The following is a 15,980-nucleotide window of genomic DNA, read 5'->3' as shown; positions in this document are numbered from 1 at the left end:
TAACACCACTGCACCTCCTGAAGTCAGGAGGTGCAGTTGGTTGTAAACTAGATGGCATGTCCACTCCACTTAGCAACGACGGCTTGTTTGATCTTCCCCCTGGTATTGAGCGGATACCGCATGCGAAGGTTATTTTGGTTACTGGACCTTCTGGGAGTGGAAAGACGCGGTTTACTTCGCGCACCGGCCTCCCGGTAGTTTCACTCGATGATTTCTATTACGACGGCGATCGGCCTGGATTGCCTCGACGCCACGGGATGGTTGATTGGGATTCGCCTGCTACCTGGGATCGCCAAGGGGCTATCAATGCACTGATCGAGTTGTGTACGAAGGGTGAAACGACTGTCCCTATCTATGATATGCCCTCTAATTCTCGGGTTAGTGATCGTACGTTGAGTATGGATGGACGCCGGCATGTACTGGCTGAGGGGATATTTGCTGCTGAGATTATTGATGATCTGAAAAAAGAGGGAATTCTTGCCGATGCGTTGTGTATTGCGCGACCTCGAGTTCAAACGTTTTGGTTCCGTTTGATGCGCGATTTGGATGAGGCTCGTAAACCGTTGCCGAATTTGTTGCGGCGCGGCGTTGCACATTTTATGCATGAGCCACAAATGTATCGGGATCTCGAAGCTAAAGGCGCCCGAAAAGTCTCTTATACGGAGGCTCAGGAAGTTTTGACGCAAATGCTGGCAGCCCAACGCTGGTCCAACTAACCATTGTGGAACGAAACCACTTTCAACGTGTTTGATATAACGTGCACGTCCGTGCATATATTCTTTTCCATAGCACTTTCGTCCTATCTTTATGACAAAGTATAAATGTGTGCCAGCTTACATGACAGCGAGCACGATTTTTATCCCTTTCCGCAACGAAGCGGGTCGAGAAAGGTAGGAGAGCATGTCTCTGCTAGAAGTTTTTATTTCTGAAACATTGGGTACTGCACTACTCATCACACTTGGTGTAGGTGTTGTGGCAACAACATTGCTTACCAAATCTAAAGGAAAAGGTACCGGCTGGTTGCTCATCAATTTCGGCTGGGGCTTTGCGGTGATGATCGGTGTATATGGTGCGTGGAAGACCGGCGGTCACCTTAACCCAGCCGTAACCCTCGGCATTGCAGCTACCGGTGCGGAAGAGTTTGTTCCTGGTGTAGCCATCAACTTCGCATCTATCATGACCTACATTGCTGGCCAAATGGTTGGCGCGATGATCGGTGCAACCGTTGCATGGCTAGCTTACAAAGATCACTACAATGCACATGAGAACCAGGCCGAAATCCTTGGTACGTTCGCAACCGGGCCTGAAATTCGAAACTACACTTCCAACGTCATCACTGAGGCTATTGGAACTTTCGTTCTCTTGACGTGGGTTATTATCAACGGTTCCACACCTACAGAAATCGGTCCGTTGGCAGTGGCACTCGTCATTGTATCTATTGGTGCATCCCTCGGTGGCCCAACCGGGTACGCTATCAACCCAGCGCGTGACCTCGGACCTCGTATCATGCACGCACTGCTACCTATCAAGGGCAAGGGCGGATCTGACTGGTCATATGCATGGGTCCCGGTTGTTGGTCCACTCATCGGCGGAATACTCGCTGGTGTCCTTTTCGGAGCTAATATGCTCAACATCGCTGGACTATAACAGCCACCAATTCATCTTTGATCGGCATCGTTGCCGTTCCTAACGATCACAAATAGAGGAAAACTCAATGACTGAGAAAAAGTACGTATTAGCAATCGACCAAGGCACCACATCATCACGTGCCATCATTTTCAACCACTCCGGTGAAATCGTTTCGGTTGGACAAAAAGAACACAAGCAGATTTTCCCAAAGGCTGGTCTCGTCGAGCATGACCCCATCGAAATTCGCGATAATATTCGCGAGGTCGTTGGCGAAGCATTGGCCAAAGCAGATATCAACCGTCACGAAATCGCCGCTATTGGTATCACAAACCAGCGTGAAACCGCCGTCGTATGGGATAAAAACACTGGCGAACCGATCTACAACGCTATCGTGTGGCAAGATACCCGTACCGATAAAATCGTCCGAGAACTAGCTGGCGACGAAGGCGCAGATAAGTACAAGGAAATCTGTGGCTTGCCCCTAGCAACCTACTTCTCGGGACCAAAAGTTAAGTGGATCTTAGATAACGTCGAGGGCGCTCGTGAGAAGGCTGAAGCTGGAGACCTCCTCTTCGGTAACACTGACTGCTGGGTTTTGTGGAACCTAACTGGCGGGCCCAATGGTGGCGTCCACGTCACTGACGTAACCAATGCTTCGCGTACCATGCTTATGGATGTGCGCAAGCTACAGTGGGATGAAGGCATCTGCGCCGATATGGGTATTCCGATGTCGATGTTGCCAGAAATTCGTTCTTCATCGGAAGTCTATGGCCACGCCTCAAAGAATTCCTTGCTCATTGACACCCCGATTGCAGGTATTTTAGGCGATCAGCAAGCCGCAACGTTCGGTCAAGCCTGCTTCCAGAAGGGTATGGCAAAGAACACCTACGGAACTGGCTGCTTTATGCTGATTAACACCGGCAATGAAGCTGTAACCTCCGAAAACGGCCTGTTGACCACCGTGTGCTACAAGATCGGCGATCAAGAAGCGGTCTACGCTCTTGAAGGTTCGATCGCAGTAACCGGTTCACTTGTTCAATGGCTACGCGACAACCTCGGTATTATTTCCACTGCTCCAGAAATTGAAGATCTGGCTGCAAGTGTCGATGATAACGGCGGTGTCTACTTCGTTCCGGCTTTCTCGGGCCTGTTCGCACCTTATTGGAAGGACGATGCGCGTGGCGCAATCGTTGGTTTGACCCGGTACAACACCAAGGCTCACTTGGCTCGCGCCGTGCTTGAAGCAACCGCTTTCCAGACCGCAGAAGTTCTCGAAGCTATGAACGCAGATTCGTCTGCAGACCTCACCGAACTTCGCGTCGACGGCGGTATGACCGCTAACGATACCCTCATGCAGTTCCAGGCAGATATTCTCGGCGTGGACGTCGTCGTACCAGAGGTTGCTGAAACAACAGCCTTGGGTGCCGCATACGCTGCTGGTATCGCAGTTGGCTTCTGGAATGGCGAAGACGACGTCGTCGCCAACTGGAAGGAAGGCAAGCGTTTCTCGCCTCAGATGCCGGTAGAAGAACGCGAGCGCCAGATGCGCCTGTGGAAGAAGGCTGTAACCCGTACCTTCGACTGGGTTGATGAAGACGCAGAGAAGATCGACGGCTAATCACCCATCACGATAACTAACATGGCTCTATGCATAGTGTGAAAACTTTGCATAGAGCCATGTTATTTAAAAGGAATTTAGCGCATAACTTGCCAGTCGTCTGATATCTAAGTAACAATGGCTATAGTTGTGTGGACCACATAACTAACTTGGCTCGAAGGCGAGCCAAGGTTCAACGATGAACCACATGTTGGACTCCGTCAACGATGACGGTTGTCAATTGACACACATAAAGCACAAGAAAAGGAGAACCGATGTCCCGGTTTACTTCCTCAATCGCCGCTGTGAGCACCATACTGATTGCTCTGCCCGGTTTGGCTTACGCCTCACCACCGGACGAACCCGCCCTCGCAACCACCGGATTGATCCACCGCTACACGTTTGACGAAGAAACTGGCGCGGATAGTGTTGGTAGTCGCGATGGCGATACAAGCACTGCTACTTTTAGTCAAGACAGCGTTTCAGGTAAGTCCCTTGCAGTAACAAACGGTCAAGGTATGACCTTCACCGAAACTCACAATCTCGCCAACCAAACAAACTGGACTATTTCATACTGGTTCAAAGTAGATAGTGAACCTACATCGCGCACATCGGTGCTTTCTGATGCCTCAGGCGATATTGCGTTTGATTTACGCCTAAAAAACAGTGACCGCGGCCGTGGCGCACACGTTGGTAGCGGCGATTCGATGATTTTGACCTACTCCAAGGATCCAATTAGCACCGAATGGCAACAGGTTTCGTGGACGCAATCGGCAACTGCTGGTTTATCAATGTATCTCAATGGCCAACTTGTCACCACTAAGGACTGGACGGCCACCCATGCTTTTGCTCCTCCACTCGATAAAGTCGGTGGCTTGAACTTTAATGGGAAAATTGATGAGGTCCGTGTCTACAACCGGGTACTCTCCGCAGCAGAAGTCACCAGTGAATACACTGCCCAAACACAACCTGATTCAACTCCTACAGAGCCGGTCACCCCAGAAGAACCTAGTGATGAAGATACCCAAGGTTTGATTCACCACTACAGCTTCGATGATGAAGACGGTAACGATTCAGGAGGCGAGCGTAACGGTATCACTACTGGCTTATCGTTTACTGATGAAGGTATTTCTGGCAAGGCTTTGGAAGTAACCAACGGTAACGGTATGACGTTTGCTGACAATCATGAACTGAGCGCTAATTCGGATTGGTCCATCTCTTATTGGGTAAGTCCAATTGCAACCCCAACCCGGCGCACATCTGTTATTTCCGATACTTCAGGCAATATCGCTTTCGATCTTCGTCTAACCGATGGCTCAGCTGGTAACGGAGTCCACGTTGGTGCCGGAGATCGGATGGTGCTAACTTATTCATCTGCGATAGTTGAAGCCCACAAGTGGTATCAATACACGTGGACCCAGTCCGCACAGCACGGCCTTGCCTTGTATATTAACGGTGAACTTATTGGGGTCAAGGATTGGACTGCTACCAACGCCTTTACTGCTCCACTCGATAAAATTGGCGGCCTGAATTTCAACGGTAAGATTGACGAAGTTCGCGTCTTTAACCGGGTGCTCACTGCCGCTGAGGTCACAGCTCACTACCAGGAGTTGGCTCCTGAAGCTCCTCCGGTAGATCCAGGCGCACCAGATCCGTCAGAGATCCCCACTGATTACAACGACGGCGATCAGGTCGTCCTTGCGCGACCAAATCAAGCTGGTTACGCATGCTACCGCATCCCAGCACTCACAACTGCTCCCAACGGATGGATTCTTGCCGCATGGGATGGCCGTCCTGCTGGATGTGGTGATGCTCCAACCCCGAATTCAATCGTTCAGCGCATTTCTAAAGACGGCGGCCGTTCTTGGGAACCAGCTACGACTATCGCAGCCGGCAAACCTGGATTCGAACAATTCGGCTATTCTGACCCCTCCTACGTCGTTGATCGTGAAACTAACGAAATCTTTATGTTCTTCGTCAAATCTTTCAACCAAGGTTTGGCTGGTTCCAGCTTCGGCGTCGATCCCAATAATCGCAATGTCATCCATGCAGCCGTTATGTCCTCAACGGACAATGGTGAAACATGGACTGAACCTCGCATCATTACCGCAGATATCACACCTGATACCAATGTGATGCGAGCTCGCTTCGCAGCATCAGGTGAAGGTATCCAACTACGTTCTGATCGGGTACACAAGGGTCGTTTGATCCAACAATTTACCTACGCTGTACGTCAAAATGGCCGTGAAGTTTTCCAGGCAGTCTCCGTCTACTCTGACGATCATGGCCAAACGTGGCAAGCTGGAGAGGCATTCGGCGCCGGCATGGACGAAAACAAAGTCGTTGAACTCTCCGATGGTCGCCTCATGGTAAACTCGCGCTCTTCAAACCGTGGCGCACCAAGCGTTACTGCTCGCCGCATTGCGATTTCTGAAGATGGCGGTCAAACCTATGGTGAAGTCAGCATTGACCAAACATTAGTTGATCCAAATAATAACGCTGGTATTGTGCGAGCATTCCCAGATGCTCCAGCTGATGACCCGCGGGCAAAGATTCTCCTCTTTAGCAATACTGCACATAGTGGAGACCGCCTCAATGGTACGGTGAAGATCTCTTATGACGATGGTCAAACGTGGTCTGCATCCAAGGCTTTCCAACCTGGATTCACCGGCTATTCGACGATCACTCCACTTCCTGATGCTGACGGGAACTTCACCTCTGGTCGCTTCGGTATCTTGTATGAGAGCCCAGCTCCAGGCAGTAGTGGATACGGATTTATCAGTTACACCACTGTTTCCTTGGACTGGCTAGGAAACATTCCAGCCATTGTTTCTACCGATGAGACCACTGTGAACCGTGGCGGCAACATCATCGATGTTACTGTACGCAATGTTGGTAGCCAGCCTATTGCTGATGCTACATTGACAGCTCAATTGCCCGAGGGCTGGAAGTTCGTTGGAACTACTGTTCCACTTGCTCAAGCTGGCGAGGCTACGGCAATAACCTCATTTACTGTTCCTACGATTGCCCCCGGACAGGACGCAAAGGTGCGCATGAAGCTCATTGTTCCTTCATTCCAAGAATCAGGTCCGGTTCGAATCCCATTCGAGTTGGCTGCTGGAGGAAAGACTGTTTCGGGTGCTGCTGATCTCACGGTCGAGCTTCTCGATGGGGAAGCAAACCCGCAGTGCTTGGCGGTAACGGTTCCTGATACCTTGCCTGCTGAAGAAGTCAATGCACAAAATGGAGCGCGTAATATGTTCGACGGTGATACCTCCACCATCTGGCATACTCCGTGGGGTTCTTCTGTGGTTCCATTAGATATCGATTTCTCTTTCGACTACACCTCGGCATTGCGAGCTGTGGATATCACGAATCGACTCGATGGTCCTAATGGTCGTGTTCGCACTGGTTCACTATCTGTTATCGGTGCAGATAATACCCAAACTCAATTGGGTGATATCACTTTGGATGATCGGTTGAGTATTGATCTATCCTCGTTGCGTACTATGTTTAGCGACGGCGATGCAGTGACCCTACGTCTACATGTGACTCAAACAGCGGGAAGCTCCAGTAATACTTGGGTTTCGTTATCCGAAGTATGTTTCAAGACTGATCCGGCAACCCCGGCAACACATGACGAGATTGATGCCGGTAGCGTGGATTCAGACGTCATCATCGTAAATCCAACTGATCCGGCTGATCCAACGGATCCAGCTGATCCAACGGATCCAGCTGATCCAACCGACCCAACCGACCCAGCTAACCCAGCTGATCCAACCGACCCAACCGACCCAACCGACCCAGCTGATCCAACCGACCCAACCGACCCAACCGACCCAACCGACCCAGCTGATCCAACCGACCCAGCTAACCCAACGGACCCAGCTAACCCAACGGACCCAACGGACCCAACCGACCCAACGGACCCAACGGACCCAACGGACCCAGCTGATCCAACCGATCCAGCTAACCCAGCTGATCCAACCGATCCGGCTAACCCAGCTAACCCAGCTGATCCAACCGATCCAGCTAACCCAGCTGATCCAACCGATCCAGCTAACCCAGCTGATCCAACCGATCCGGCTAACCCAACGGACCCAGCTGGTCCGCGTGCGGATTCAGCAAGCTTCAGCGCACGGCTCGGCGAAACTGCTACCTTCACGTTTGCTGGTTTCAAACCAGGTGAAGAAGTGAAGATAGAAGTCCACTCACGGGTAGTAGATCTAGGAACATTCATTGCAGATGCCACCGGAAAAGTAAGCACGCAATGGCTAGTTCCCCTTGATTTTGCTACCGGTAAGCATCACGTCATCGCACGTGGCGCAAACTCTGGTGAAGTTAAGGTTGAACTGACTATTTCACCGAAGAAGTCAACCCCAGTTACACCAACTACACCTCAAACGCCTACCACTCCTCAAACGCCAACAGAGAAACAACCTATTTCTTCTGTCCAGCAATCTGGAGGCATGTTGGCTAAGACTGGCAGCATGGCTGGTGGGCTTATCATTGTTAGCTTCTTAGCATTAGCAGGCGGAACTCTCCTTCGCCGCCGCTCTGCCAAGAGCTAACAGTTACACTCGTGTGATGGTCCCACACGTAATATAGTTCTGGCTGGAATAAGTAATTATTCCAGCCAGAACTATATATCTTTAATCTCGCATCATCTTAGGCGCGCGGTTTAACGAATGGGAAAGTAATAGTTTCTCGAATGCCCAAGCCAGTCAAAGCCATCAGCAACCGATCGATTCCCATGCCCATACCGCCAGCAGGTGGGAAACCCTGTTCCATCGCTTCAATGAAATCTTCATCGAGTTGCATTGCTTCTGGATCGCCATTAGCAGCATCGAGAGATTGTTGAGTTAAACGTTCGCGCTGAATAACTGGATCCGCAAGTTCGCTGTATGCAGTAGCTGTTTCAACACCACGAATGTATAGATCCCACTTCTCAGTCAAACCAGGCTTCGTGCGATGGTTGCGGGTCAACGGTGAAGTATCTTCGGGGAAGTCTCGAACGAAAGTCGGCGCCCAGAGCTTATCTCCAACAAGTTCTTCCCAAATATCTTCCGCAATCTTACCGGCAACAGCATAATCTTTGACTTTAATGCCATACTTTTCTGCAAGCGCCACCAAGTGCTCACGTGGAGTGTGGACGCTAATTTCTTCACCAACAGCTTCCGATAATGATTCATAAAGCGTGATGGTATCCCACTGGCCACCTAAATCATATTCGGTGCCGTCAGCCAACGTAACGGTGGTAGAACCAAACACATCGCGGGCAGCATTTTGTACCAAGTCTTGAGTCAGTTTAGCCATCGTGTCATACGTACCGTAGGCTGCGTATGCTTCGAGGGCAGTAAATTCTGGCGAATGTGAAGAATCAGCACCTTCATTACGGAAATTCTTTCCGATTTCATAAACGCGATCAACTCCGCCAACAACAGCACGCTTCAAATACAATTCGGTTGCAATACGCAAATAGAGATCTTGATCGTACGCATTAATGTGAGTGGTAAACGGACGCGCCGCAGCACCACCGTGCAACACCTGCAAAATCGGAGTTTCTAACTCGATAAAGTCATCGGATTCGAAAGTATTACGCAGCGAACGCATCACTTTAGCGCGAATACGTACCATGTCACGGGCACTTTGCCGGGTAATCAAATCCAGGTGGCGAGCACGCACGCGCGACTCTTCACTCAACGCCATTTCCACACCATCAGCAGTGGTGAACGTCTTTGGAAGTGGACGAATTGCTTTCGACGCCATTTGCCACTCGTGAGCAAAGATAGAAAGTTCGCCACGCTTAGAGGTACCAACATGGCCGTGTACGAAAATAAAATCGCCTAAATCGACGTCGGCCTTTAACGCATCAAAAGCTTCCTTACCAACATTAGCAAGGGAGAAAATAACCTGGATACGGGTTCCAGCGCCATCTTGGAGAACTGTGAAGGCAATCTTGCCCGATGGGCGCATGAACATGACACGTCCAGCTATACCCACCACGTCTTCAGTTTCTTCACCAGGAGTCAATATACGAACATCGCCAGCTGGCTCGGCCACAGCATTGCCCTCGGCATCGAGCTCAGCAACTGCATATCCTTCACGGACCTTAACAATCGATGAAGTGATAGGAAGTTCTGCAGCATAAGGCTGGCGGCCGTCATCAAGCAGACGCTGGCGTTTATCCTTACGAACCTGAATCTGGTCAGAAGTATCGTCAGCAACAGTTGGGGTATTATTTTCGTTCATATTCACCCTTTAAGATTACAAGGCAGAGCTGGTCGTTTTCAGCAGATTGGACGTGAGATGGAGCGCGAATTAGCGCGCTTGAGAAAAAGGAATTCCCGAAGACTCCAAATCTGCGTCGTTGTGGGGAACTTGCCCCGGTTCGTGCCCTAGATGAACCAGCTGATTATGCTCATCAACAAAAACTACCTGCGGGGAAAGCGTGCGCGCGGTTTCGTCGTCAACAAGCGAATAACACATAATGATGACGAGGTCGCCAACACTGACTTTGTGGGCAGCCGCACCGTTTAAAATAATCTCGCCTTTACCACGCTCACCCGGAATCGTGTACGTGGTCAGGCGTTGCCCGTTATTGACATCAACAACATCTACTGCCTCACCAGGCAATATATCGGCAGCATCGAGCAGATCGGCATCAATAGTTACCGAACCAACATAGTGAAGGTCAGCTCCCGTGACAGTTGCGCGGTGGATTTTGCCGGTGACCATCCGGCGTAGACGTGTACTAGCCAATCACAACCTCCAAGTTGTCAATCAAACGGGTGGGACCAACCCACGCCGCACAAACGAGTAGCCCATTTCCGGCCTCAGTTAATGGCATGAACGTATCGCGATCAACAAGTTCCAAATAATCCATTTTCACACCAGGAGCATGCGCGAGAGATTCGCGAGCAGCAGCGAGCGTCTGAGCCGCACTGCCACCATCGTGCGCCACTCGCTGCCCCACCGTAAGGGCGCGGAAAAGCGCTAATGCCTGTTCCTTTTCACGCTCCGATAAGTAGCTATTGCGTGAGGACATTGCCAACCCGCTCGGTTCGCGCTTAATTGGAACTGCACGAATATCAAGTGGCATATTCAAATCAGCAACCATAGATCGGATCAGTGCAAGTTGCTGTGCATCTTTTTGGCCAAACCACGCAGCATGTGGCCCAACGATGTTAAAAACTTTATGGACAACCTGAAGCACGCCAGCAAAATGAGTTGGGCGTGTTTTGCCCTCAAGAACTGAAGCTACTGGGCCTGGATCAATGCGCACCAATGGGGTGCGCGGATACATGACGTCATCTGTGGGCGCAAAGACGACGTCGACCCCCTCTAGCTTGGCCACATCAGCTTCGAGATCGCGAGGGTATGCATCAAAATCTTCTCCCGGACCAAACTGGAGCGGATTGACATAGATCGATACGACGACGTGATCTGATTCTTTGCGAGCTGCTTCCACGAGGGATAAATGCCCATCGTGAAGCGCTCCCATCGTCATCACTAACCCGATATCGCCGTGAAGTAGCTTAAGCGCCTCTTGTAATTGTGCGGGAGTGGAAGCGATAATCATCGTTTCTCCGATCTCTTTCGCTAAGAATATGCCTTAACGGCACACAGTTCCGGGTTAGAGTTTACTCCTAATTTCGTTGAACACATCTTCAGTGATAACTCTGCGAGCCAACGCACGCTCAGCAGTTGCGCGCGCAAGGGCTCGGTATGCTGGTAAGACGTCGGCCAGTGCCTGATCTTCAATGCCAATCGTTTCGAGGGTGGCAATATGTTCAGATACCGTTCCGCTATCACCGCGAACCACTGGCCCGGTTTGGAGTGCCTCGCCTGAACTCAACGCACCTTCGAGTGCGGCTGTAACTAACGGCCGAATATAGTTGTTATCTAGGCCAATACTGTTCAATAGCCGGGTTGCCTGGGTAATAACAGTGACAACATGGTTTGCGCCGTGTGCTAGGGCCGCATGATAAAGTGGGCGATCACCTTCACTGACAATGAATCCTTCTCCACCCATATCGTTAACCAGCGCCATGCCGATAGGTTGGAGCATGGCCGGAGCAGTGATCGCATACGGGCAGCCACGCAGCCGGGCAATATCGAGCGAGGTGCCAGTGAAAGTCATTGCCGGATGGATAGCTAATCCAAGTGTTCCTTGGGCTATTGCCGGTTGGAGTACGTTGGTACCATATCGTCCAGCTACGTGGATAAGGAGCTGACCGGCTTGCCATAAACCGCTTTGCGCCAGCCCGTGAACCAAGCCGGGAAGTTCGTCGTCGGGCACAGCTAAAAGAATTACTTCACTGCGTTCTACGATAGTTGGTATATCTAGTGCCGCAACCCCCGGTAACATCAGCTCCAAACGTTCCAGACTGGCTTGGGAGGTTGCGTAAGCGCCAATGATCTGATGCCCAGCGCCGCGCATCGCTGCGCCGAGTCCAGCACCGACTTTACCTGCTGAAATAATGCCGATACCCATTCGGCCTGTTTTATTCTCCAGCATCGTCACGATGATCGGCTCCTATCAGCCCTAGACGACGTTTCCATTCGTCAATACTTTCGCTTACTTCGACCGCGCGTGCTTGTTTGGTGAGTTCGTTTTCGTAAATGAGGAGTTCACGCATCTGGTCTACGTCGAAATTCTTCACGTAACCATCACACGGACCAGGCAATACATGAGTACCGATGGAGGCTAACCCGAAGAATCGTTGGATTGGGCCTTGGTTGAGCGATGTAGACTGGGTGTGATCTTGGAATATGAGTTGTACCTGGCGCCAGAATCGCCCGCGACGGATTGCGAAAACCTCAGTATTGGCAAAATAGGCACCAACTGTTCCAGCTATCGGATCGATCCAGCGTGCTCGCCGCGGTGGAGTATGAAGATATTGGCTATCACCTCGACGATACATCAGCTCGTTCATTAATACTGCATCATTATCACTGCCCAATGTGGGGAAAATCGTTGCCACTACCGCTAACACTTCTTCACGGCTAGCACATGGCACCAAAGCGCCGATGTTTCCATCGTTTGCTGCCTCTTTAAGGGAGTCTCCGGCGACTGTGACTCGAATCTGCCACCAGTCAAAACGACGCCACAGTAACGGTTGTTTGATGCTAACTGCATGGATGCGAGTAGGTGGCAGTGAACGGGTAACGAGCTTAGTTAGCCCGTGACGTGATTTTAACCCGGTACTTGCCACAAAGAGTTTAGTTCCATACGAAGTGGAAATATATGAAATTGAGCTGAACACCGAACCTAGAATGATGAATAAGAATGCGATCGACAACCCGTTATCGAAAACAAATTGCCAAATTCCAGCAGCAACGAGGCCAGCTAGTGCAAAGAGTGCATGCCCGGTTAGCACAGTAGAAAATACTAGCCGACTCGTTGACAGTTGATAGATGAGGTGTTCCGTATCTGTTGAACTATCTGCCATAACGCGGCTATCGCCGTCGCTTAGCACCGGGGCTCTATCAGAGCTGTGCTCTGCTGGTTTTTCACGCACGCGCGCCAAGCCGGTAAGGATTTCAGTGCGCAACTGATGGCATTGATCAACCTTGAGTAACCCTAAATCCACTGGTTCTTCACCAAAGCCGGCCGCCTCGACCTTAACTGAGCCGAACCCGAAGATTCGCCCGAAGAGTTTTTGTTCAACCTCAACTGATTGAATCCGATCCCAACGCACATGCTGGTATTTCTTGATCACTACCCCGCCACGATAATGAATACCACTAGCCACAACAGCATAGGATTTGTGGCGCCACATAACCGCACCGATACCGACAAAAACTGCCGATACTCCGAGCAAAACCAGCAATCCCATCGCAAGGCGGAACCCGGTTAGGAGCTGGACGAAAAACCCGAGAACATTGATGAAATCTTCAATACTTTGAACAACGATGATGACGGCGATTGAGATAATGCCAAACCAGAAGGTGCCAGCATCGGCAACTGGCGTGACTTTATGAAATTTTCGCCATGCGCCTACTGGCACACTATTTTCACCTAAAGCCTTTTTGTCTGCCATAAGTTACAGACCTTCCAGTTTGGTTTGACCTAGGCGCGTGAGTTTGTCACGTAATCGTTCAGCTTCCGCAAGTGGCAATCCTGGGATCGAAGCATCTGAGTTGGCCGAGGCCGTCACTAATTCGACGCTCGCAAGGCCGAATTTTCGCAACAATGGGCCAGAAGCTAGATTCACTTGTTGCATCCGACCATAAGGAACCATCGTGACTTCTTGGAACATGATGCCTTTGCGTACCAAAAGTTCATCGTCAAGTTCAAGATAGCCGAGTGCTTTAGCACGACGCATCGTGAGCCAAATATCCCAGATAGCACCAATGAGCAGCACAACCGCGCCAATGAGCAGCGCAATATCCATCGCTGAAAAGTGCTCATCGGCAAAGAGCATAACCGAAGAAATACCAGCAATAGCTACGATAGCCCACACTAAAACGTGGCGAATCACAGAGACTTTCACAAAAGCTGGATCTACCGAGGTGAAATCCAAATGGGATAACAAACGATTATTCATACTTTTAGTGTAACGAATGCTAGGCGGTAGCTCCTGGCGGGAGGGAATCGTCGTCGTCGGTTTTGCACCACGATTCTGCGAGCATCCCGGCACCTGCCATGATCAATGATGCCAAGCCGGCGATGCCTACGATAATTGCTTGATCGACCATGAGATCTGAATAACTATAACCCAGATAGCTAACCGTCATTCCAGCACAGATCCCAGCGGTAATCGTCCCCGTACGCGAAACTGCTTGGGAGAGTATCCAAATCCGGGCAGCGCTGAGCATACTTAGCGGGCGATCTCCACGGCTATAGGCGCGCACTCGCCAACCTTGCCATACTATGAGCATCGCTACTATGAGCGGTAGAAAACAGATAACAACCGGAAACAGAATCGGGGCTCGACCATAGCTGAGCCAAGTGTCAATAACGAAAAAAGTCGTCACACCACTGACGAGAAATAACGATAATAGCGTCAACCACGTCGTTGGGCGAAGAGTGTAATGTTCGTTAGTTTCCATCACCGAAACCAACTTTCACAACATGTTGATCGCTCACGGTGTCTAGTAACTGCGCAATCGCAGTGCCGTTGAGTTTCGCCTGCGGGTCTATCTCGAGCCAAGGTTCTAACACAAAACGACGCTGATGAGCACGCGGATGCGGTAATAACAACACCGGATAGTCAGAGGTAATACCTGAAACATTGATGATGTCCAGATCGAGCGTGCGCGCACCCCAATGTTCGGAGCGTTGGCGGCCGTGAGAATCTTCAACCATGTGTAAAAATTCCAGCATCGCCATCGGTGGTGTTGGCGATGTAATCGAAACAACAGCATTGATATAGTCTGGTTGTGTATCTTGGCCCGGTGCTAGAACTGGCTTAGTGCGATACAGCGAGGAAACATCATCAACCCATTCCCCAAAATCGGAGAGTTCTGCGATAGCGCGGCGTACATGTTCTTCTGGATTATCTAAATTCGAACCAATCGCAATCACGTAATTGCGTTGTTGTTCGGCAAATAATGGTCCTTCGCGCATAATAGAGACTGAAACATCGCTAAATGGATGCTCAATCGGTGCGTGCGGCTTGTGCACAACCACTTCCGCACTCACAATGCGTGGATCCATAATACGATTCAAAATCCGATGCGCCAACGTCTCGATCAGATCGCAATGCTCACCTTCAATAACCGCAACAATCTCATCGGCCACGAGTGCATAATTAATCGTGTGTGAAATATCGTCAGTGTGCGCGGCACGATCGGTATCTAAAAGGAGTTCAACGTCCACCACGAATTCTTGGCGCTGAACATGTTCTACCTCAAGCACACCATGAGTCCCGTATGCTCGAATCCCGGTGAGTCGAATTGCGTCATTGAGTGCCATTATTGCCTTCTACCTTAGTTCGCCAGAGTCTGATGATGTTGAATTGCTGATAGCGTAGCCAAAACTAGGCGGGAGGTGTGAACATCGTGCACCCGCACTCCCCAAACCGCATGTTGGGCAAGATATCCAGAGATAGCAGCGGTTGAGATATCCCGATCACTATAGTTATCGCCCACGAGTCGACCAATAAATCGTTTGCGCGATACCCCCACCAAAACTCGGTGCCCCAACGCATTAATGTGGTCGATATTGGCTAAGATCTCCCAATCAGTATCGCCCATCTTGGCAAAACCAATTCCGGGATCGAGGATAATGCGTTCGGGGGAAATTCCACTATCAACCGCACGGTCCCGGGCCTGGAGAAGTTCATCAATAACATCGCTGGTGGCATCGTGATAGTTAGCCAGATCGTTCATGGTAGCGGACGTACCGCGAGAGTGTTGCAAGATGTAGTCACACGATAATTGCGCAATGGTATCAAACATATCGGGCGCTGCCCGCCCACCGGTCACGTCGTTAATGATGCTAGCTCCAGCATTAACTGCCCGGCGCGCAGTTTCACTATGGTAAGTATCTACTGAAATAGCTACCGCGCGCTCGCGTCCAATCTCAGCTAGTTCGCTAACAACTTCAGCTATGCGATCCCATTCTTCTTCCCACGTCAACGGTTGCGCGCCTGGCCGAGTCGATTCTCCACCAATATCAATAATACTTGCCCCATCTTCGATCAGCGCTCTACCGTGAGCTATCGCCTCGTGGGCACTATCCCACTTCCCGCCATCGGAGAATGAATCCGGGGTAACGTTAACTATTCCCATCAGATGCATGATT

General features: G+C 50.6%; 13 protein-coding genes. 4 read left to right on the top strand and 9 right to left on the bottom strand.

Features of this window, described 5'->3' with window-relative positions; genetic code table 11:
- The first annotated feature begins 56 nt into the window (after positions 1-56).
- The 4 genes from NG665_RS01125 (at position 57) to NG665_RS01110 (ending at position 7,797) form a co-directional block, all read left to right on the top strand.
- Entirely contained in the window at positions 57-716 is a 660-nt protein-coding gene (locus NG665_RS01125) for a uridine kinase family protein (RefSeq protein ID WP_252673493.1), read from the top strand.
- A gap of 184 nt (positions 717-900) precedes the next feature.
- Positions 901-1,647: an MIP/aquaporin family protein gene (locus tag NG665_RS01120; RefSeq protein WP_252673492.1), complete on the top strand. Its 747-nt coding sequence runs from the start codon at positions 901-903 to the stop codon at positions 1,645-1,647.
- A gap of 67 nt (positions 1,648-1,714) precedes the next feature.
- Entirely contained in the window at positions 1,715-3,247 is a 1,533-nt protein-coding gene (gene glpK / locus NG665_RS01115; protein WP_252673491.1) for a glycerol kinase GlpK, read from the top strand.
- Positions 3,248-3,501: 254 nt separating this feature from the next.
- Positions 3,502-7,797: a LamG-like jellyroll fold domain-containing protein gene (locus tag NG665_RS01110; protein WP_252673490.1), complete on the top strand. Its 4,296-nt coding sequence runs from the start codon at positions 3,502-3,504 to the stop codon at positions 7,795-7,797.
- Between the two features lie 97 nt (positions 7,798-7,894).
- Here the strand turns inward: NG665_RS01110 and lysS are convergent, their stop codons facing one another.
- The 9 genes from lysS to folP all read right to left on the bottom strand — a co-directional run bounded on the left by lysS (position 7,895) and on the right by folP (position 15,976).
- Positions 7,895-9,478: a lysine--tRNA ligase gene (gene lysS / locus NG665_RS01105; RefSeq protein ID WP_252673489.1), complete on the bottom strand. Its 1,584-nt coding sequence runs from the start codon at positions 9,476-9,478 to the stop codon at positions 7,895-7,897.
- A 69-nt stretch (positions 9,479-9,547) separates the two neighbouring features.
- A complete protein-coding gene (panD, locus tag NG665_RS01100; RefSeq protein ID WP_252674052.1) occupies positions 9,548-9,964 on the bottom strand; it encodes an aspartate 1-decarboxylase in 417 nt (138 codons plus the stop codon).
- Positions 9,965-9,980: 16 nt separating this feature from the next.
- Complete coding sequence (gene panC, locus NG665_RS01095) at positions 9,981-10,808, bottom strand: pantoate--beta-alanine ligase (RefSeq protein ID WP_252673488.1); 828 nt, start codon at positions 10,806-10,808, stop codon at positions 9,981-9,983.
- A 54-nt stretch (positions 10,809-10,862) separates the two neighbouring features.
- The gene (locus NG665_RS01090; RefSeq protein ID WP_252673487.1) at positions 10,863-11,747 is read right to left on the bottom strand and encodes a Rossmann-like and DUF2520 domain-containing protein; all 885 of its coding nucleotides are present in this window, start codon (positions 11,745-11,747) and stop codon (positions 10,863-10,865) included.
- Positions 11,734-13,272, bottom strand: coding sequence for a PH domain-containing protein (locus NG665_RS01085; protein WP_252673486.1), 1,539 nt, complete (start codon positions 13,270-13,272; stop codon positions 11,734-11,736). Before NG665_RS01085 ends, NG665_RS01090 begins: the two co-directional genes overlap by 14 nt.
- Before the next feature lie 3 nt (positions 13,273-13,275).
- On the bottom strand, positions 13,276-13,779 hold the full coding sequence (locus NG665_RS01080) for a PH domain-containing protein (RefSeq protein WP_252673485.1): 504 nt from the start codon (positions 13,777-13,779) through the stop codon (positions 13,276-13,278).
- A gap of 19 nt (positions 13,780-13,798) precedes the next feature.
- Entirely contained in the window at positions 13,799-14,284 is a 486-nt protein-coding gene (locus NG665_RS01075; protein WP_252674051.1) for a DUF3180 domain-containing protein, read from the bottom strand.
- Positions 14,274-15,149: a 2-amino-4-hydroxy-6-hydroxymethyldihydropteridine diphosphokinase gene (folK, locus tag NG665_RS01070; RefSeq protein WP_252673484.1), complete on the bottom strand. Its 876-nt coding sequence runs from the start codon at positions 15,147-15,149 to the stop codon at positions 14,274-14,276. The genes NG665_RS01075 and folK overlap by 11 nt, the downstream gene beginning before the upstream one ends.
- Positions 15,150-15,163: 14 nt before the next feature.
- Positions 15,164-15,976 carry a dihydropteroate synthase gene (gene folP, locus NG665_RS01065; RefSeq protein WP_252673483.1) on the bottom strand — a complete coding sequence of 271 codons (813 nt, stop codon included), beginning with the start codon at positions 15,974-15,976 and terminating at the stop codon, positions 15,164-15,166.
- Positions 15,977-15,980: the final 4 nt, after the last annotated feature.

This window comes from Arcanobacterium pinnipediorum (assembly GCF_023973165.1).
In the GTDB taxonomy this organism is placed as follows: Bacteria; Actinomycetota; Actinomycetes; order Actinomycetales; family Actinomycetaceae; genus Arcanobacterium; species Arcanobacterium pinnipediorum.
Note: the sequence above shows the minus strand (reverse complement) of the source record. Positions and strands in the feature narration are given on the sequence as shown.